Source organism: Pedococcus sp. NPDC057267, assembly GCF_042668795.1.
In the GTDB taxonomy this organism is placed as follows: domain Bacteria; phylum Actinomycetota; class Actinomycetes; order Actinomycetales; family Dermatophilaceae; genus Pedococcus.
Window position 1 is genome coordinate 31890 of the sequence record NZ_JBHUYG010000017.1, and the last position, 16603, is coordinate 48492.

Below are 16603 nucleotides of genomic sequence, written 5' to 3' on the forward strand. Positions count from 1 at the left end.
GCGGCGGGGTCGCGCCGGGTCAGGCCTGCTTCGGGGACGTGGCGCGGGCGAGCTGGCGAGAGAGGGCGACGAGCCGCCCGGCGCTGTCCCAGACCTCGGCGTCCTCCTCGAGGTAGCCACCCGACATGGTGCGGCTGGTGAGGACGACCCGCAGCCAGCCCGGGGCGGGACGGGCCCGCACGTGGGCGGTGAGCTCGAGCGTCGGCGTCCAGCCGGGCAGTCCGAGCTCGAACGCCACCGGCGGCAGCGCGTCGACCGCGAGCAGGAGCAGCAGCGGGTCGGGCTCGCGGCCGTCGGCCATGCGCAGCCAGCCGCGGATGACCCCCGTCCCCGACGGGCGCCCGACGGCCCAGCCGGTCGTGGCGGGGTCGAGCCGCAGGTCGAGACGCTCGAGCAGGGACGCGTGCTTGAGGAAGTCCGGCGGCGCCTGGGCCGCACTGACGCACTGCTCGGGCGGCGGCAGCACCGGCGGGGTGGCGGTCGTGCTGGCGTCGCCGTCGAGCCCGGCGAGGTCGCCGTACGTCGCCAGCACCCGCACCCGCTCGACCTCGCCGCCGTCGGGTCCGGGCTGCAGGAGCGAGGCCTGCGCGGTGGAGACAGCCCGTCCGCGCCGGACCACCTCGGCGCGCACGGTGGCCGGCCCCGGCACGCCGGGCGTCAGGTAGTACGCGCTGATCGCGAGCGGGTCCGGGTGGGCCGCCCGCTGATCGGTCGCCTCGAGCTCCTCACCCAGCGCCCGGCCGACCAGCGCCAGCAGCAGGCCGCCGTTGACGCCACCACCGATCCGCCAGCCCTCACCGAGCTCGGTGTCCCAGGCACCCGGCTCATCGGGTCGCGCCACCACGGAGGTTCCTGCGTCGAACTCGCTCACGCGCACAGTCCTACCGCACGCGGTCCGGGATCCGCGGCATACGTGCCCGACCTCACCCGCCCAGGGCGGGGAGCCCGTCCTCGAGGTATGCCGTGGGGCCGGTGTGGGTCGCGAGGAAGGCGAGCAGGCGCTGGTTGTAGGCCGCGACCTTGCCCTCCCACTCCTCCTCGTCGGCGAAGTGCAGGGCGCGGATCTCCCTGCGTTGCAACGTCGCCCGGTCCGCGATGCCATCGGCGTCGTCGAGCGCCAGCTCGAAGACGAAGACCGTGGCATCGGTCCACCCGCGCCACGGCGGCAGCCAGTTGACCGCGAGCAGGCTGCGCACCTCGACGTCGAGGCCGAGCTCCTCGCGGACCTCGCGGACGACACAGTGCGCCGGCGACTCCGACGGGTCGACGACGCCACCGGGCAGGTCCCACTCGTCCTTGTAGGTGAGCTCGCACAGCAGCACCCGGCCGTTCCTGTCGCGCAGCACCCCCTGGGCGATGGCGCGCTTGGTGGGCAGGGTGGCATTGAGGATGCCGATGAAGCCCTCCCGCGAGTCCGGGGGCGGGTCCGTGGCGACCCGCGCCAGGACCACCACGTCCCCCCTGTCCTCGGCACCCACCCGCGCCGCGCGCGCGATGCCCTCGCGCCGCATACCGGAGCGGATGGCGGCGCGAACCGAGTCGCGGTCGGCGTCGGGGACCCGTGCCTCGACCCGGGCGACCCCGAGCTCCTCGACCGCCCAGTCGAGCGCCAGGCGCAGCGCGCGCTCGGCGATGCCCACCGCGCGGTACTCGGGGACCACCACCCACAGCACGTCGGCGTCGTCCTCGTCCACCAGCAGCTCGATCCGACCGACCTGCGCCCCCTCCCAGACGAGCTCGAACGCGTAGCTGCCGACCTCCGACTCGGCGGGGAGGAGTGCCAGGTCGCCGTCGACGAGGGGCGCCGGTGCACTGGAGCGGGGCGGACCGGAGGGAGGTGTCGGCATGTCCCGACGCTATCGGTGGGTCCGTGTCGGTGGCAGGTGGCATGGTCGCCGGCATGGAACTCGTGCTCACCCTCGTGGTCGGTCTGGTCCTGGGCGGCGGGCTCGGGGCGTGGCTCGCCCGGTCGGCAGCGGCCGCCCGGGTGGCGTCCGCGCGCACCGAGGCCGACCTGCTCCGCGAGCGCGTGGTCGACCTCGAGGCGACCGTCGCCGACGACGCCCAGACGGCCGCCGCCCTGGCCCCGTTGCGCGACGCCCTCCGCCGGGTGGAGCAGCAGGTCGGAGTGCTGGAGCGCGACCGCACGAGCCAGTTCGCCGCCCTCGAGCAGACCATCGCACAGGTCCAGGCGTCGACCAGCTCCCTCGACCGGCAGACCCAGAGCCTGGCGGGTTCGCTCAACGCGTCCACCGTGCGGGGGGCATGGGGTGAGGTGCAGCTGCGCCGGGTGCTCGAGCACGCAGGGCTCCTCGCCCGCTGCGACTTCGAGGAGCAGGTGAGCCGGGTCAGCCGGCACGCCCGCCAGGTGCGACCCGACGTCGTCGTCCGGCTGCCCGGGGACAAGTTCCTCGTCGTCGACTCCAAGGCGCCGATGGTGGCGTTCCTCAAGGCCCAGGCCGACGACCTCGACGCGCAGGAGCGCACCCGGCTGCTGCGCGAGCACGCCACCCACCTCGGCTCGCACGTGCGCGGCCTCGCCGAGAAGGACTACTGGTCGGCGTTCGAGACCTCCCCGGAGATGGTGGTCTGCTTCGTCCCGAGCGAGGCGATGCTCTCCGCTGCCCTGGCAGCGGACCCGAGCCTGCACGAGACCGCGATGGCCCGACGGGTCGTGCTGGTCGGCCCCGGGTCGCTGCTGGCCCTGCTGCGCACGGTGGCGTTCACCTGGCAGCAGGACGCACTCACCGCGGGAGCGCGCGAGCTGATGGCCGTGGGGCGCGAGCTCTACGACCGGCTGGGCACGCTCGGCAGCCACGTCTCCCGCATGGGCGGGTCGCTGCAGCGCTCGGTGGAGGCCTACAACCAGATGGTGGGGGCGTTGGAGTCGCGGGTGCTGGTTTCTGCGCGTCGGATGCACACGCTCGGAGTGGTCGAGGACCGGCTGCCGGTCACCTCGCCGGTCGAGGCCGGCCCGCGGGTGCTCACCGCGATGGAGCTCATCGAGGCCGCGACGGCCGAGGACGACCGCCCTCAGCTGACCCTCGACGTGCCCGACGAAGGGCCGAGCTGGACCGGCAGGGAGTCGACCGCGTAGACGATCGACTGGTCGCGGAAGCGCAGGTCCGAGGGCTCGACCGCGAGCGCCATCTCGGGGAACCGCCGCACGAGGCGGGGGAAGGCCGTGCGCAGCTCCAGGCGCGCCAGCTCCGCACCGACGCAGCGGTGGAACCCGTGCCCGAACGCCAGGTGCGGGGACGGCGGCCGGTCCGGGTCGAAGGTGTCGAGGTCGGGACCGACCCGCGAGTCTCGGTCGGCCCGGCTGAGGGCTGCGATGACGACGTCGCCCTTGGCGATCCTCTGGCCGAAGAGGTCGACGTCGGTCTTCGCGAACCGGGGGAAGGCGATCTGCACGACCGTGAGGTAGCGCAGCATCTCCTCCACGACGCGGTCGGTCGAGCTCTCGTCGTCGCGGACGAGGTCGAAGTGCCGGCGGTCGCGCAGCAGCACGAGCGAGCCGAGGGCCAGCATGCTGGCGGTCGTCTCGTACCCGCCCGTGAAGACGCCGTCGGCGAGACCCGCGATCTCCTCGTCCGACACGTCGTCACCGAGCGCGGCGATGACCCGGCCGAGCAGGCCGTCACCCGGCTCCCGGCGCTGGCGACGGGTGGCCTCCAGCAGGAACTCCTGGCTCTCGGAGATGGCACCGAACGCGCCCGAGCCGCCGGAGGTCACGTCGAAGCGGGCGTGGCTCAGCGCGCGGAAGCGTTCGCGGTCCTCCACGGGCAGGCCGAGCAGCTCGCAGATGACGAGGAAGGGCACCGGGAAGGCGAAGTGCTCGACGAGGTCGACGACCGGGCCGTCGGCGGCCATCGCGTCGAGCTGGGCGTCGACGATCGACGCCACCCGCGGCGCCAGCCGCTCGATGCGGCGCATGGTGAACTCCGGGGTGAGCAGCGCGCGCAGCCGCGTGTGCTCGGGCGGGTCGGTGAACCCCAGGCCCCCGACGCGGGAGCCCGCCATCCCGACGTAGGGCCTGATGTCGTTGCTGAAGCTCGCCTGGTCGGCCAGGACGGCCTTGGCCTCGGCGTGGCCGGAGACGAGCCAGATGTTCATCCCGAACATGTGCGCGAGGCGGTGCACCGGCTCCGGTGCGGTGCGCCCGAGCCGGGGCACGGGGTCGAGGCCGGTGCGCCGCAGCGGGCGCAGCAGGCGGCGCGGGACGGCCTCGAGCGTGCTCAGGTCCACCGGACCCCCACCGGTCGCCCGCGCGACGAGCCGCCTCGTCATCCTGGTTCGCGCGTCAGCCAACCCGATCATGGGACGACGGTACCGGCGCGGGCCGCGTCTCCTCCGGCACTTCGCGACGAGTCGCCGGACGGGTCGCGCAGCGGGTTCTGGGCTCACGAGCTGCGACGGACGCCGGAGGGCGCCCCGCCGGCTCAGTGCAGCGAGCCGGACTCCTCGAACGCACCGTCGTGGCGCATCTTGTCACTCATGCCGTTGGCCTTGAGGTCGCGCCGGATCTCGTTGGGCAGCGCGAAGAGCAGGCTCTCCTCCGCCGCGACGACCGGCTGCACGTCGGCGTAGCCACGCTCGGCCAGGAAGGTGAGCACGTCCCGGACGAGGACCTCCGGCACCGAGGCACCCGACGTGACGCCCACCGTGGTGACCCCGTCGAGCCATGCCTCGTCGATCTCGTCGGCGTAGTCGACCAGGTGTCCTGCACGGGACCCGTGCTCGAGCGCCACCTCGACGAGGCGCACCGAGTTGGACGAGTTGCGCGAGCCGACCACGAGCATGAGGTCGCAGTCGGGCGCCATCTGCTTCACGGCGAGCTGGCGGTTCTGCGTGGCGTAGCAGATGTCGTCGCTGGGCGGGTCCTGCAGCGCCGGGAACCGCTCCCGCAGGCGGCGGACGGTCTCCATGGTCTCGTCCACGGACAGCGTGGTCTGGGACAGCCAGACCACCTTCTCCGGGTCGCGCACGCTGACGTTCGCGACGTCGTCCGGCCCGTCCACGAGCGTGATGTGCTCCGGGGCCTCACCCGACGTCCCGACGACCTCCTCGTGCCCCTCGTGGCCGATGAGCAGGATGTCGAAGTCCGCGTCGGCGAACCGGACGGCCTCGCGGTGCACCTTGGTGACCAGCGGGCAGGTCGCGTCGATCGTGCGCAGGCTGAGCGCCTTGGCCTCCTCGTGGACGACCGGCGCCACGCCGTGCGCGGAGAAGATGACCGTGGCGCCCTCGGGCACCTCGTCGGTCTCCTCCACGAACACCGCTCCCCGCTTCTCCAGCGTCGAGACCACGTGCTTGTTGTGCACGATCTGCTTGCGGACGTAGACGGGCGGCCCGTACAGCTCGAGCGCCTTCTCGACCGTGACGACGGCCCTGTCGACGCCCGCGCAGTATCCCCGCGGGGCGGCCAGCAGCACTCGCTTGGTCGGTTCGCTCATGGCTCCATCGTAGGTTGGGCGTCCGCACCGGGGAGAACCGCCCGTCAGGGCGCCGCCACCGCACGTGTCGGGCGCGTCGGGGCGCGTCAGAGCGGGTGTGGGCCGAACCGCTGCCAGGCGACGAAGGCCGCGAGGAGCAGGAGCACGACGTTCACCGGCAGTACCTGCGGCTCGCGCCGTCGCAGGTGGGTGGCGATGGCGCCGAGCATGACCACGACGAGGCCGAGGGCCGCGGTAGGCGTGAGCCAGGTGGCGACCCCGGTGGCCGCCGGCAGCACCAGTCCCAGCGCGCCCAGCACCTCCGCGGCCCCGATGAGGCGGACGGTCCCCTGGGAGAAGTCGTCGACCCAGGCCATCCGCTGGCGCAGCTCTTCCTTGCGACGCGACAGCTTGACCAGGCCCGCGGCTGCGAAGAACAGGGCCAGGACCACCTGCACGACCCACACCACGACGTTCACGGCGTCCTCCTCTCGGACAAGTGGACACGGCCCTCCACTCGGCTGACCTCGACAACGCGACAGGCGGAGTGTGTATTCCACTTAGACTCGGGGCATGTCGTCGTCCGGGCCGGCCTGTGGGGACCGGCGGCTGCGTGCGGACGCGGCCGGGAACCGAGCCAGGCTCGTGTCGGCCGCCCAGCAGGTGTTCGGCGAGGAGGGGGTGGCAGCGCCGCTCACCCGCGTGGCCGAGCAGGCCGGGGTGGGCATCGCAACGCTCTACCGCCGGTTCCCGGACCGGGACAGCCTCATCGCGGCGGCCTTCGACGACGTGCTCGAACGCTACCGGCGCAACGCGGAGCAGGCCCTCGCCGAACCAGACCCCTGGGAGGGCTTCGCCGCGCTCGTGCTGGGCGTCGGTGGGCTCGCCGCGGAGAACCTCGGCTTCGCCCACCTCGTGCAGGCCTCGACGCCGGTGCGGCACTGCAGCGGCGACGCCGTGCCGCCCAGCTTCGAGACCGTCCTCGCGGTGCTCGAACGGGCGAAGGAGGCGGGGGCCTGCGCCCCGACTTCAGCGTGGACGACCTGCCGGTGCTGTCCTTCGCCCTGGCCGGGATCATCGCGGCCACCCGTGACGACGCCCCGGACGCCTGGCGGCGGCACGCCCTGCTCTTCCTAGACGGGTGCCGGCCCCACGGCGCGACCACCCTGCCGCCCCCCGTGGACCCGGCGCGGCTCCAGCGGGCGATGATCCGCGCCCGCCGCCGGCGCCAGACCCGCTGACGAGGCCCCGGCGTGCTGCCGACCGGCGTCCCCGCCACCTCCTAGAGTTGGCGCCGTGAGCAGCCCCGCCCAGCGCGCCCCGCTGCCGGACCGTGCCGCCGACACCTCCCCCGAGCAGCCCTGGCCGGTGCGCCTGCTCAGCATGAAGATCGCCGAGTACGTCGAGAAGATGTCGGTGCTGTGGGTCGAGGGACAGGTCGTCCAGCTCACCCGCCGCCCCGGCGCTCGCACGGCATACCTCACCCTGCGCGACCCGGACGTCGACATGTCCCTGTCGGTCGCGATCCAGGTGAACGCGCTCGACGCCATGCCGACCCCGCTCAGCCAGGGCGCGCGCGTCGTGCTGCAGGCCAAGCCGGTGTTCTGGACCCAGCGCGGCTCGCTCATGCTCGACGCCCGGCAGATCCGGCCCGTCGGCGTCGGCGAGCTGCTCGCCCGGGTCGAGCACCTCAAGCAGCTGCTGGCGTCCGAGGGCGTCTTCGACGCCGACCGCAAGAAGCCGCTGCCCTTCCTGCCGCGGACGGTCGGCCTCGTGTGCGGGCGGGCGAGCGCGGCCGAGAAGGACGTCGTCGAGAACGCCCGGCGCCGCTGGCCCTCGGTCCGGTTCGCCATCCGCGAGGTCGCGGTCCAGGGCCCCACAGCCGTCCAGGAGGTCACCGCGGCCCTGGCCGAGCTCGACGCCGACCCCGACGTCGACGTCGTCGTCATCGCCCGCGGCGGCGGGTCGGTCGAGGACCTCCTGCCGTTCAGCAACGAGGCACTCGTCCGCGCCGTCGCCGCGGCGCGGACCCCGGTCGTCTCCGCGATCGGCCACGACGTCGACACCCCGTTGCTCGACCACGTCGCCGACTGGCGGGCCTCGACGCCCACCGATGCCGGCAAGCGGGTCGTCCCCGACGCCCATGCCGAGCGCGAGGGCGTCAGGCAGGCGGCCGAGCGCGCCCGTGGCGCCCTGCGCCGTCGCGTCGAGGCCGAGCGACGCCACCTCGTCGCGGTCCGCTCCCGGCCGGTGATGGCCGACCCGTCCGCCATGCTCGAGGTCCGCCGCCGCGAGCTCGACGCGCTGCGCGACCGTGCGCGCCACAGAGTGCTCGCGGCGGTGCACCGTGCGAGCGACCAGGTGGGCCACCTCCGGGCACAGGTGCGCGCCCTCTCGCCCCAGTCCACCCTCGAGCGCGGGTATGCCGTGGTGCAGCACCGCGACGGCCGCGTCGTGCTCGACCAGGCCGAGCTCGAGGTCGACGAGCTGCTGCGGGTGCGGGTCGCACGTGGGGACTTCGGCGTCCGCGTCGCCGGGCTGTCCTAGGGTTGCCGCCATGGCCAGGAACGAGAAGGCAGCAGCACCGGCGGACGACACCTCGGCGCAGGCGGAGTTCCCCGACGTCGCCGTGCTGTCCTACGAGGACGCCCGCGACGAGCTGATCTCGATCGTCGCCCAGCTCGAGGGCGGCCAGAGCGGGCTCGAGGAGAGCATGCGGCTGTGGCGGCGGGGCGAGGCCCTGGCCGCGCACTGCAGCACCTGGCTCGACGGCGCCGAGTCCGCCCTCGCGGAGGTCGACGAGGCGCGCCCCGGCGACTGACCCGTGGCCGCGACGGCGGGTCAGCTCGTGCCGGAGACCGGCTTCAGGGCCTCGGCGAAGGTCGAGAGCTCGGCGAAGGTGCCCGTGCCGGTCACGATCGTCGTGAGCTGACCGGGGGACCCGGCCTTGTGCACCAGGCTGTTCTGCACCTTGCCGCTGCGCACGTAGGTGCCCCAGGTGAGGCCGCCGACCTGGGTCTGCCCGGTCTCCCGGGCACGGTTGGTCTGTGCCGCCAGCCAACCCGCGGTGGCGTCCTTGGTCTGCTCGACGGCGACGTAGTTGCCGGTGGGCGACTGGTACCCGGCGTGCCACGTCATCAGGCCGTCGGTCGAGCGGACGTAGCGGGCACTCGTCGCCTTCCAGCCATCGGGCAGCCCCTGCGGCACCTCGATGGGCCACTTGGTGTCGGCGGCGACCTGCGTGGCCACCGAGGACACGTCGACCGGGGGCTGGCTGACCTGGTTGACCCGCGGCACGACCGCGATGAGCACCGCGACGATCGCGCCCACGACGAGCATCGACCGGATCATGTTGGCCACGGACCCGTTGGCGTAGGAACTGCGGGGGGCGGGGGTGCTCACGGCACCATCGTCCCTGACGGTGGCTGCCGGGCGCCAACCGCCCCCGCGCCCCGATAGGCTCGGTGCCACTTCCCCGACGCCGCGTGAAGGATCGATGCATGTCCGAGCAGCACCTGCCCTCGTCCCTCCGTGTGGGTGGGGAGGCGCCGGACCGGAACCTCGCCCTCGAGCTGGTCCGGGTCACCGAGGCCGCCGCCATGGCCGCCGGACGGTGGGTCGGCAGGGGTGACAAGAACGGCGCCGACGGCGCGGCCGTGGAGGCCATGCGCACCCTGATCTCGACCGTCTCGATGAAGGGCGTCGTCGTCATCGGCGAGGGCGAGAAGGACGACGCGCCGATGCTGTTCAACGGCGAGGAGGTCGGCGACGGCAACGGCCCCGAGTGCGACGTCGCGGTCGACCCCATCGACGGCACGACGCTCACCGCCAAGGGCCAGTCGAACGCCGTCTCCGTGCTCGCGGTCGCCGAGCGGGGCGCGATGTACGACCCCAGCGCCGTCTTCTACATGGACAAGCTCGTCACGGGTCCCGAGGCTGCCGACGTCGTCGACATCCGGCTGCCCGTCGCCGAGAACGTCAAGCGCATCGCCCGCGCCAAGAAGGAGGGCGTCGAGGACGTCACGGTCGTCATGCTCGACCGGCCCCGCCACGAGAAGCTCGCCCAGGAGGTGCGCGAGGCCGGCGCCCGCCTGCGGTTCATCTCCGACGGCGACGTCGCCGGCGCGATCATGGCGGCCCGCGACGACACCGGCATCGACCTCCTGCTGGGCGTCGGCGGCACGCCGGAGGGCATCATCACCGCCTGCGCCATCAAGTGCCTCGGTGGCGTCATCCAGGGTCGGCTGTGGCCCACGGACGACGAGGAGCGCCAGCGGGCGGTCGACGCGGGGCACGACCTCGACCGCGTGCTGTCGACCGACGACCTCGTCCGTGGGGAGAACTGCTTCTTCGTCGCCACCGGCATCACCGACGGCGAGCTTCTGCGAGGTGTCCGCTACCGCGCGGGCGGCATGACCACCCACTCGCTGGTCATGCGGTCGAAGTCCGGGACGATCCGCATCATCGAGAGCCACCACCAGCTCGCCAAGCTGCGCGCCTACTCCGCCATCGACTTCGAGCGCGCCGCGGCAGGTCGGGCATGAACCCGCGGCTGCTGGTCGTCGGGGAGGCCCTGGTCGACATCGTGGTCGACGGCAGCGGCGAGCCGGTCGAGCACGTCGGGGGCAGCCCCGCCAACGTGGCCGTCGGCCTGGCCCGGCTCGACCACCCCGTCGACTTCGCCTGCTGGCTCGGCCACGACGAGCGCGGCGAGCGCATCGCAGCACACCTGCGCCGCCACGGTGTCACGCTCCTGGCCGAGAGCTTCGGCGAGGACCGCACGTCCACGGCGGTGGCGACGCTCGACGCGTCGGGCGCGGCGACCTACGAGTTCGACCTGCACTGGGACCTCCCGTCCATCCCCCTCCCGCAGGGCACGGGCCACCTGCACACCGGCTCGATCGGCACCGTCCTCGAGCCGGGCGCGGCCTCGGTGACCGAGCTCATGCGCGCGGTCCGCGAGGTCGGCACGACCTCCTACGACCCGAACATCCGGCCCAGCATCATGGGTGACCTGGACGCGGTCCGGGCGCGGGTCGAGGAGCTGGTCGCCCTCAGCGACGTCGTCAAGGCGAGCGAGGACGACCTCGAGCTGCTCTACCCCGGGCGCACGCCGGAGCAGGTCATGGCGCACTGGGTCTCGCTCGGCGCCCTGCTCGCCCTGGTGACGCTGGGGGCCGACGGCGTGGCCTACCGCGTGGCGGCCGGCGAGGGTGTGGAGCGCGTGCCCGCAGTGGCCGAGCGCGTCGTCGACACCGTGGGCGCCGGCGACTCCTTCATGGCCGGGCTGGTGTCCGGCCTGGTGGTCGCCGGGCTGCTCGGGGACCCCGGTGCCCGCGACCGGCTGCGGCACGCGACACTGGAGGACGTGCGGCCCGCCGTGGAGCGCGGCGAGGCCACCAGCGGTGTGACGGTCGGACGGGCCGGGGCGTACGCGCCCAGCCTCGACGAGCTGTGACCCGCGCGGCCACGGCCGCACGCGACGACGAAGGAGCACCGAGCAGACCATGGCCCAGACCGACACCGACGCAGCACCCGTGACCGCCGGGACCGAGCCGAAGGACCCCACGCCCGGCCTCGAGTACGTCGACCTGCTGCCGATCGGCAAGGACCGCACCGAGTACCGCCTGCTCACCACCGAGGGCGTCAGCACGGTCGAGGGCCCGGGCGGCCGCACCTTCCTCCAGGTCGAGCCCGAGGCGCTGCGCCTGCTCACCGAGACGGCCATGCACGACATCGCGCACTACCTTCGCCCCGCCCACCTGGCCCAGCTGCGCCGGATCGTCGACGACCCCGACGCGAGCAACAACGACAAGTTCGTCGCGCTCGACCTGCTCAAGAACGCCAACATCGCCGCCGGCGGGGTCCTCCCCATGTGCCAGGACACCGGCACCGCGATCGTCATGGGCAAGCGCGGGCAGCACGTGCTCACCGAGGGCACCGACGAGCGGGCCATCAGCCAGGGCGTCCTCGACGCCTACACCCGCCTCAACCTGCGCTACTCCCAGATGGCGCCGATCACGACCTGGGAGGAGAAGAACACCGGCTCCAACCTCCCCGCGCAGATCGAGCTCTACGCCGACACCGCGCCCGGGCACGAGACGGCATACAAGTTCCTGTTCATGGCCAAGGGCGGCGGCTCGGCGAACAAGTCGTTCCTCTACCAGGAGACCAAGGCGATCCTGAACCCCGAGCGCATGCTCGCCTTCCTCGACGAGAAGCTGCGCTCCCTCGGCACCGCCGCCTGCCCGCCGTACCACCTGGCCATCGTCATCGGCGGGACCAGCGCCGAGTTCGCGCTCAAGACGGCCAAGTACGCCTCTGCGAAGTACCTCGACGACCTCCCGACCTCGGGGTCCATGGCGGCCCACGGGTTCCGCGACACCGAGCTCGAGGAGCAGGTCCTGGAGCTGACCCGCAACTTCGGCATCGGTGCCCAGTTCGGCGGCAAGTACTTCTGCCACGACGTCCGCGTCGTGCGCCTCCCCCGCCACGGCGCCTCGCTGCCCGTCGCGATCGCGGTGTCCTGCTCGGCCGACCGCCAGGCCCTGGGCAAGATCACCCCCGAGGGCGTGTTCATCGAGGTGCTCGAGAAGGACCCCGCGCGGTTCCTCCCCGAGACGACGGAGGAGCACCTCGAGGGCGAGGACGACGTCGTCCGCATCGACCTCAACCGGCCCATGGACGAGATCCTCGCCGAGCTCACGAAGTACCCGGTCAAGACGCGGCTGTCCCTCACCGGCCCGCTCGTCGTCGCCCGCGACATCGCACACGCGAAGATCAAGGAGCGCCTCGACGCGAGCGAGGGCATGCCCCAGTACCTCAAGGACCACGCGGTGTACTACGCGGGCCCGGCCAAGACACCCGAGGGGTATGCCAGTGGCTCCTTCGGTCCCACCACCGCCGGCCGGATGGACTCCTACGTGGAGCAGTTCCAGGCCGCCGGCGGCTCGATGGTGATGCTGGCCAAGGGCAACCGCAGCAAGCAGGTCACCGACGCATGCGCCACCCACGGCGGGTTCTACCTCGGCTCGATCGGCGGCCCCGCCGCGCGCCTGGCCCAGGACTGCATCAAGAGTGTCGAGGTGCTCGAGTACCCCGAGCTCGGCATGGAGGCCGTCTGGAAGATCGAGGTCGAGGACTTCCCCGCCTTCATCGTCGTCGACGACAAGGGCAACGACTTCTTCGCCACGACGACGAAGCCGATGGCCATGTCCATCCCGAAGCGCCCCGGCCTGCTCTGACGCCCGCCGGGCCGGCCCCGACGACCGACCACGACCCTCACCACCACCCCACCCCGACGACCAAGGAGAGTGCTGCTGTGACCGACGCTGGAACCGGATCGCCTACTGTCGCACCGGGCTTCGACGACCTCCTCGAGGCGAACCGGACGTACGCCGAGACCGAGTTCGCCACGGGCGGCTTCGACGGCATCGCCCACGCGGGTGTCGCCATCGTGACGTGCATGGACTCGCGGATCGACCCGCTGCGGCTCGTCGGCCTCAAGCCGGGCGACGCCAAGATCTTCCGCAACCCCGGTGGCCGCGTCACCGCGGCTGCCCTCGAGGCGATCGTCCTCGGGGTGCACCTGCTGAACGTCAAGCGCGTCCTCGTCGTCCCGCACACCCGGTGCGCCATGGCCTCCAACAGCGAGGCCGAGCTCCGCGAGCGGGTGGGCGCCTCCGCCGGGCAGGACGCCTCGTGGCAGCAGTTCAACGTGGTGACCGACCAGCGGGCCGCCCTGCTCCAGGACGTGCGCGCCGTGCGGACCCACCCGCTCGTCCCCGAGTCGGTCGCGGTGGGCGGCTTCCTCTACGACGTCGACAGCGGACTGCTCCAGCAGCTGGCCTGACGCCGGCGTCAGCCGACGCTGACGGTGACGTCGATGTTGCCGCGGGTCGCCTTGGAGTACGGGCACCGCTCGTGGGCCGCCTCGACGACCTTCTGCGCCACCTGCTGGTCCAGCCCCGGCAGGTGCGCGGTGATGGCCACGGCGAGCCCGACTCCCGTCTCCGTGTTGCCCAGGCTGACCTCGGCGGTGACGGTGGACTCCGAGACGTCGAGGCCCTGCGCCTGCCCGATCGACAGGATCGCGTTGCCGAAGCACGCCGCGTACCCGGCTGCGAACAGGGTCTCGGGGTTCGCCTTGGGGTTCGCCTTGGAGCCCGGCTTGCCGAGCTCGAGGTCGAGCACCCCGTCCTCGCTGCGCACGTGGCCCCCGCGGCCGCCCTTGGCGGTGGCCGCAGTCGTGTAGAGGGTCGAGGTCAGGGCTTCGTACGGCATGGGCGTCCTCCGTCTCGGGTGGGTGGTCGAGCCCATCCCACCACGGGCCCGTCGGAGCCGTGGGCGCGGGGCCACCGAGGCGCGCGCCGGATCCACCACCTGCCGGACCTCGCGCACCCGCACCCCGGCATACGCTGCCTCCATGTCCGCACGCAGGGTCGTCGTCATCGGTGGTGGGATCGTCGGGCTCGCGGTCGCCGAGCGGCTGTCACGCGAGCCGGGCACCGAGGTCACCGTCGTGGAGAAGGAGCCGACGTGGGCCGCCCACCAGACCGGGCGCAACAGCGGCGTCATCCACTCGGGGCTCTACTACGCCCCGGGGTCGCAGAAGGCGATCATGTGCCGGGCCGGGTCGCAGTCGATGATCGAGCTCGCCCGGGAGGAGGGCATCCCCCACGAGGTCTGCGGCAAGCTCGTCGTCGCGACCGAGGGCCGCGAGCTGGCCGGGCTGGCCCGCCTGCGGGACCGCGGCCGGGCGAACGGCCTCGTCGTCGAGGAGCTGTCGCCCGAGCAGGCCCGCGAGGTCGAGCCGCACGTGCAGTGCGTCGCCGCCCTGCGGATCCCTGCGACGGGGATCATCGACTACGGCGCCGTGTGCCAGGCCCTCGTCCGCCGGCTCGAGTCGCGGGGCGCCACCCTCGTGCTCGGGGCCGAGGTGCTGTCCTCGGTCCAGCGCGGCGCCGTCACCGTCGTGCGCACCACCCGGGGCGACCTCGAGGCCGAGGCCGTCGTGGCCTGCGCGGGGCTGCACTGCGACGTGGTCGCCCGGCGCCTGGGGCACCACCCGTCGGCCCAGGTCATCCCGTTCCGCGGCGAGTACTACGAGCTGTCCCCGGGGGCCGCCCACCTCGTGCGCAACCTCATCTACCCGGTGCCGGACCCGTCGTTCCCGTTCCTCGGCGTGCACCTGACCCGCGGGGTGGACGGCCACGTCCACGCCGGGCCCAACGCCGTGCTCGCGTTCGCGCGCGAGGGGTACACGTGGGGGACCGTCGTCCCGGCCGAGCTGCGCCAGACCCTCTCCTACCCCGGCTTCTGGCGGCTGGCGCGGCGCTACTACCGGGAGGGCGCCCGCGAGATGCTGCGCTCGGCCTCACGGCACCAGTTCGGCGAGAGCCTGCGCCGCCTCGTGCCGGAGGTCCGCGACGAGGACCTGGTGCCCACGGCTGCCGGGGTGCGCGCCCAGGCGATGAAGCCGGACGGCACGCTGGTCGACGACTTCCTCATCGAGCGCTCGGGCAACGTCGTGCACGTCCTCAACGCCCCGTCGCCCGCGGCCACCAGCGCGCTGGAGATCGCCCGCCACGTCGCGGGCCTGGTCCCCGCCGACGCCTGAGCTCCCGACGGGACGCGGCCGAGCCCCCGCAGGCCTGCCCGGCCACGGCCGTCCCTCACGACCCCCTGGGGGCCGTCAGAGCGAGAGGCGCTCCCGGACGACCGCGACGAGGCGGTCGGCGACGGCCGCCGCCTGGTCGTGCTCGGCGGCCTCGACCATGACGCGGACCACCGGCTCGGTGCCGGACTTGCGCAGCAGCACGCGACCGGAGCCGGCGAGCGCCTCCTCCTCGGCCTTGACCGCCTGCTGGAGCTCCTCGTCGGACTCCACCCGTGACTTGTCGACGCCCTTGACGTTGACGAGCACCTGGGGCAGCCGGTGCATGACGGTGGCGAGCTCGGCGAGGCTCTTGCCGGTCTCAGCGACCCGGGCGGCAAGCATCAGGCCGGTGAGGACGCCGTCGCCGGTGGTGCCGTGGTCGAGGAAGATGACGTGGCCGCTCTGCTCGCCACCGAGGGTGTACTCGCCGGCCCGCATGTCCTCGAGCACGTAGCGGTCACCGACCCCGGTCTGGCGCACGGTGACGCCCTCGCGCTCCATCGCCTGGAGCAGGCCGAGGTTGCTCATGACCGTGGCGACGAGGGTGTCCTTGGCGAGGGCACCCCGGGACTTCAGGGAGACGGCCAGGATCGCCATGATCTGGTCACCGTCGACCTCGGTGCCGGTGGCGTCGACGGCCAGGCAGCGATCGGCGTCGCCGTCGTGCGCGATGCCGAGGTCGGCCCCCTTGGCGACGACGGCCGCCTTGAGGTGGTCCAGGTCGGTCGAGCCGTAGCCGTCGTTGATGTTGAGGCCGTCGGGCTCGGTGCCGATCTCGACGACCTCGGCGCCCGCGAGACGGAACACCTCCGGCGAGACGGCGGACGCCGCGCCGTGCGCGCCGTCGATGACGACCTTGAGCCCGTCGAGCCGGTGCGGAAGCGCCTCCAGCAGGTGTGCGACGTAGCGCGCCTGGCCCGCGCGGTTCTGGTGCACGCGACCGACGGAGGCACCCGTGGGACGCTCCCCGTCACGGTCCATGCTCGCCGCGATCTCGTCCTCGACGGCGTCGGGCAGCTTGTGGCCGCCCGCGGCGAAGAACTTGATGCCGTTGTCGGGCATGGGGTTGTGCGAGGCCGAGAGCATGACGCCGAAGTGCGCGTCCATGTCGGCGGTGAGGAAGGCGACGGCCGGCGTCGGCAGCACCCCCACGTCGTGCACGTCGACGCCGGCGGAGGCGAGCCCGGCAACCACGGCCGAGCTCAGGAACTCGCCCGAGGCACGCGGGTCGCGGCCGACCACGGCCTTGGGGCGGCGACCAGCCTCGCGCGCCTCGCGGCCGAGCACGTGCGCCGCGGCGACGCTGAGCCCCAGGGCCAGCTCGGCCGTGATGTCGACATTGGCCAGCCCTCGGACCCCGTCGGTCCCGAACAGTCGTGCCATGGAGAGGAAACCTTTCGACGAACGTGCGCCCGCGGCATACGCGTGCGCGAGGGTCCCGCCGGCGGCGGGAGGCGCCTAGCGAAACTACCCCCAACGCGTCGGAGGCGGCACCCGGGTGGAACCGGGT

Annotated in this window: 17 protein-coding genes; 9 read left to right on the forward strand and 8 right to left on the reverse strand. The window is 73.1% G+C overall.

Translation table 11 applies throughout. The annotated features are described in order from the left end of the window. Positions 1-19 precede the first annotated feature (19 nt). Together ACFUC1_RS06045 and ACFUC1_RS06050 are read right to left on the reverse strand one after the other, a co-directional pair. Entirely contained in the window at positions 20-871 is an 852-nt protein-coding gene (locus ACFUC1_RS06045; RefSeq protein ID WP_379117654.1) for a thioesterase family protein, read from the reverse strand. Positions 872-923: 52 nt separating this feature from the next. Continuing rightward, positions 924-1847, reverse strand: a complete 924-nt coding sequence (locus ACFUC1_RS06050) for a GNAT family N-acetyltransferase (protein ID WP_379117656.1) — start codon at positions 1845-1847, stop codon at positions 924-926. Between the two features lie 53 nt (positions 1848-1900). Between ACFUC1_RS06050 and ACFUC1_RS06055 the strand changes: the two genes are divergently transcribed. Then, the gene (locus ACFUC1_RS06055) at positions 1901-3097 is read left to right on the forward strand and encodes a DNA recombination protein RmuC (RefSeq protein ID WP_379117658.1); all 1197 of its coding nucleotides are present in this window, start codon (positions 1901-1903) and stop codon (positions 3095-3097) included. Here the strand turns inward: ACFUC1_RS06055 and ACFUC1_RS06060 are convergent. From ACFUC1_RS06060 to ACFUC1_RS06070, 3 genes are all read right to left on the reverse strand, one after another. Continuing rightward, a complete protein-coding gene (locus ACFUC1_RS06060; RefSeq protein WP_379117660.1) occupies positions 3034-4320 on the reverse strand; it encodes a cytochrome P450 in 1287 nt (428 codons plus the stop codon). The two genes, ACFUC1_RS06055 and ACFUC1_RS06060, sit on opposite strands and share 64 nt — an antisense overlap. A 122-nt stretch (positions 4321-4442) precedes the next feature. Further along, a complete protein-coding gene (locus tag ACFUC1_RS06065) occupies positions 4443-5456 on the reverse strand; it encodes a 4-hydroxy-3-methylbut-2-enyl diphosphate reductase (RefSeq protein WP_379117663.1) in 1014 nt (337 codons plus the stop codon). Positions 5457-5542: 86 nt separating this feature from the next. Further along, positions 5543-5914 (reverse strand): DoxX family protein, encoded by a 372-nt coding sequence (locus tag ACFUC1_RS06070; RefSeq protein WP_379117666.1) that lies wholly within the window; start codon positions 5912-5914, stop codon positions 5543-5545. Between the two features lie 94 nt (positions 5915-6008). Here ACFUC1_RS06070 and ACFUC1_RS06075 point away from each other — a divergent pair, with 94 nt between their 5' ends. From ACFUC1_RS06075 to ACFUC1_RS06085, 3 genes are all read left to right on the forward strand, one after another. Then, positions 6009-6572, forward strand: a complete 564-nt coding sequence (locus tag ACFUC1_RS06075; protein ID WP_379117667.1) for a TetR/AcrR family transcriptional regulator — start codon at positions 6009-6011, stop codon at positions 6570-6572. A 159-nt stretch (positions 6573-6731) separates the two neighbouring features. Next, on the forward strand, positions 6732-7982 hold the full coding sequence (gene xseA, locus ACFUC1_RS06080; protein WP_379117669.1) for an exodeoxyribonuclease VII large subunit: 1251 nt from the start codon (positions 6732-6734) through the stop codon (positions 7980-7982). A gap of 10 nt (positions 7983-7992) precedes the next feature. Then, complete coding sequence (locus ACFUC1_RS06085) at positions 7993-8256, forward strand: exodeoxyribonuclease VII small subunit (RefSeq protein ID WP_379117672.1); 264 nt, start codon at positions 7993-7995, stop codon at positions 8254-8256. Between the two features lie 20 nt (positions 8257-8276). On the opposite strand, the gene ACFUC1_RS06090 is transcribed toward ACFUC1_RS06085, so the two are convergent. After that, on the reverse strand, positions 8277-8837 hold the full coding sequence (locus ACFUC1_RS06090) for a DUF4245 domain-containing protein (protein ID WP_379117674.1): 561 nt from the start codon (positions 8835-8837) through the stop codon (positions 8277-8279). A 98-nt stretch (positions 8838-8935) separates the two neighbouring features. Here ACFUC1_RS06090 and glpX point away from each other — a divergent pair, with 98 nt between their 5' ends. The 4 genes from glpX (at position 8936) to ACFUC1_RS06110 (ending at position 13287) form a co-directional block, all read left to right on the forward strand. Beyond that, positions 8936-9979: a class II fructose-bisphosphatase gene (gene glpX, locus ACFUC1_RS06095; RefSeq protein ID WP_379117677.1), complete on the forward strand. Its 1044-nt coding sequence runs from the start codon at positions 8936-8938 to the stop codon at positions 9977-9979. Then, a complete protein-coding gene (locus ACFUC1_RS06100; RefSeq protein WP_379117679.1) occupies positions 9976-10893 on the forward strand; it encodes a carbohydrate kinase in 918 nt (305 codons plus the stop codon). The genes glpX and ACFUC1_RS06100 overlap by 4 nt, the downstream gene beginning before the upstream one ends. A gap of 49 nt (positions 10894-10942) precedes the next feature. Beyond that, the gene (locus ACFUC1_RS06105) at positions 10943-12679 is read left to right on the forward strand and encodes a fumarate hydratase (protein WP_379117681.1); all 1737 of its coding nucleotides are present in this window, start codon (positions 10943-10945) and stop codon (positions 12677-12679) included. Positions 12680-12756: 77 nt separating this feature from the next. Continuing rightward, entirely contained in the window at positions 12757-13287 is a 531-nt protein-coding gene (locus ACFUC1_RS06110; RefSeq protein ID WP_379117684.1) for a beta-class carbonic anhydrase, read from the forward strand. 8 nt (positions 13288-13295) lie between these two features. Here ACFUC1_RS06110 and ACFUC1_RS06115 read toward each other — a convergent pair whose 3' ends face one another. Beyond that, on the reverse strand, positions 13296-13886 hold the full coding sequence (locus ACFUC1_RS06115; RefSeq protein ID WP_379117687.1) for an organic hydroperoxide resistance protein: 591 nt from the start codon (positions 13884-13886) through the stop codon (positions 13296-13298). Between ACFUC1_RS06115 and lhgO the strand changes: the two genes are divergently transcribed. Then, the gene (gene lhgO, locus ACFUC1_RS06120) at positions 13861-15054 is read left to right on the forward strand and encodes an L-2-hydroxyglutarate oxidase (protein ID WP_379117689.1); all 1194 of its coding nucleotides are present in this window, start codon (positions 13861-13863) and stop codon (positions 15052-15054) included. The genes ACFUC1_RS06115 and lhgO overlap by 26 nt on opposite strands. Positions 15055-15129: 75 nt before the next feature. Here lhgO and glmM read toward each other — a convergent pair whose 3' ends face one another. Beyond that, on the reverse strand, positions 15130-16476 hold the full coding sequence (gene glmM / locus ACFUC1_RS06125) for a phosphoglucosamine mutase (protein ID WP_379117691.1): 1347 nt from the start codon (positions 16474-16476) through the stop codon (positions 15130-15132). Between the last annotated feature and the right edge of the window lie 127 nt (positions 16477-16603).

Bases quoted from the DNA above. Each gene is read 5' to 3' on its own strand.
- ACFUC1_RS06050 (WP_379117656.1), bottom strand. From the start codon at position 1,847: ATGCCGACACCTCCCTCCGGTCCGCCCCGCTCCAGTGCACCGGCGCCC.
- ACFUC1_RS06055 (WP_379117658.1), top strand. From the start codon at position 1,901: ATGGAACTCGTGCTCACCCTCGTGGTCGGTCTGGTCCTGGGCGGCGGG.
- ACFUC1_RS06060 (WP_379117660.1), bottom strand. From the start codon at position 4,320: ATGATCGGGTTGGCTGACGCGCGAACCAGGATGACGAGGCGGCTCGTC.
- ACFUC1_RS06065 (WP_379117663.1), bottom strand. From the start codon at position 5,456: ATGAGCGAACCGACCAAGCGAGTGCTGCTGGCCGCCCCGCGGGGATAC.
- ACFUC1_RS06075 (WP_379117667.1), top strand. From the start codon at position 6,009: ATGTCGTCGTCCGGGCCGGCCTGTGGGGACCGGCGGCTGCGTGCGGAC.
- ACFUC1_RS06085 (WP_379117672.1), top strand. From the start codon at position 7,993: ATGGCCAGGAACGAGAAGGCAGCAGCACCGGCGGACGACACCTCGGCG.
- glpX (WP_379117677.1), top strand. From the start codon at position 8,936: ATGTCCGAGCAGCACCTGCCCTCGTCCCTCCGTGTGGGTGGGGAGGCG.
- ACFUC1_RS06100 (WP_379117679.1), top strand. From the start codon at position 9,976: ATGAACCCGCGGCTGCTGGTCGTCGGGGAGGCCCTGGTCGACATCGTG.
- ACFUC1_RS06105 (WP_379117681.1), top strand. From the start codon at position 10,943: ATGGCCCAGACCGACACCGACGCAGCACCCGTGACCGCCGGGACCGAG.
- lhgO (WP_379117689.1), top strand. From the start codon at position 13,861: ATGTCCGCACGCAGGGTCGTCGTCATCGGTGGTGGGATCGTCGGGCTC.
- ACFUC1_RS06115 (WP_379117687.1), bottom strand. From the start codon at position 13,886: ATGACGACGACCCTGCGTGCGGACATGGAGGCAGCGTATGCCGGGGTG.
- glmM (WP_379117691.1), bottom strand. From the start codon at position 16,476: ATGGCACGACTGTTCGGGACCGACGGGGTCCGAGGGCTGGCCAATGTC.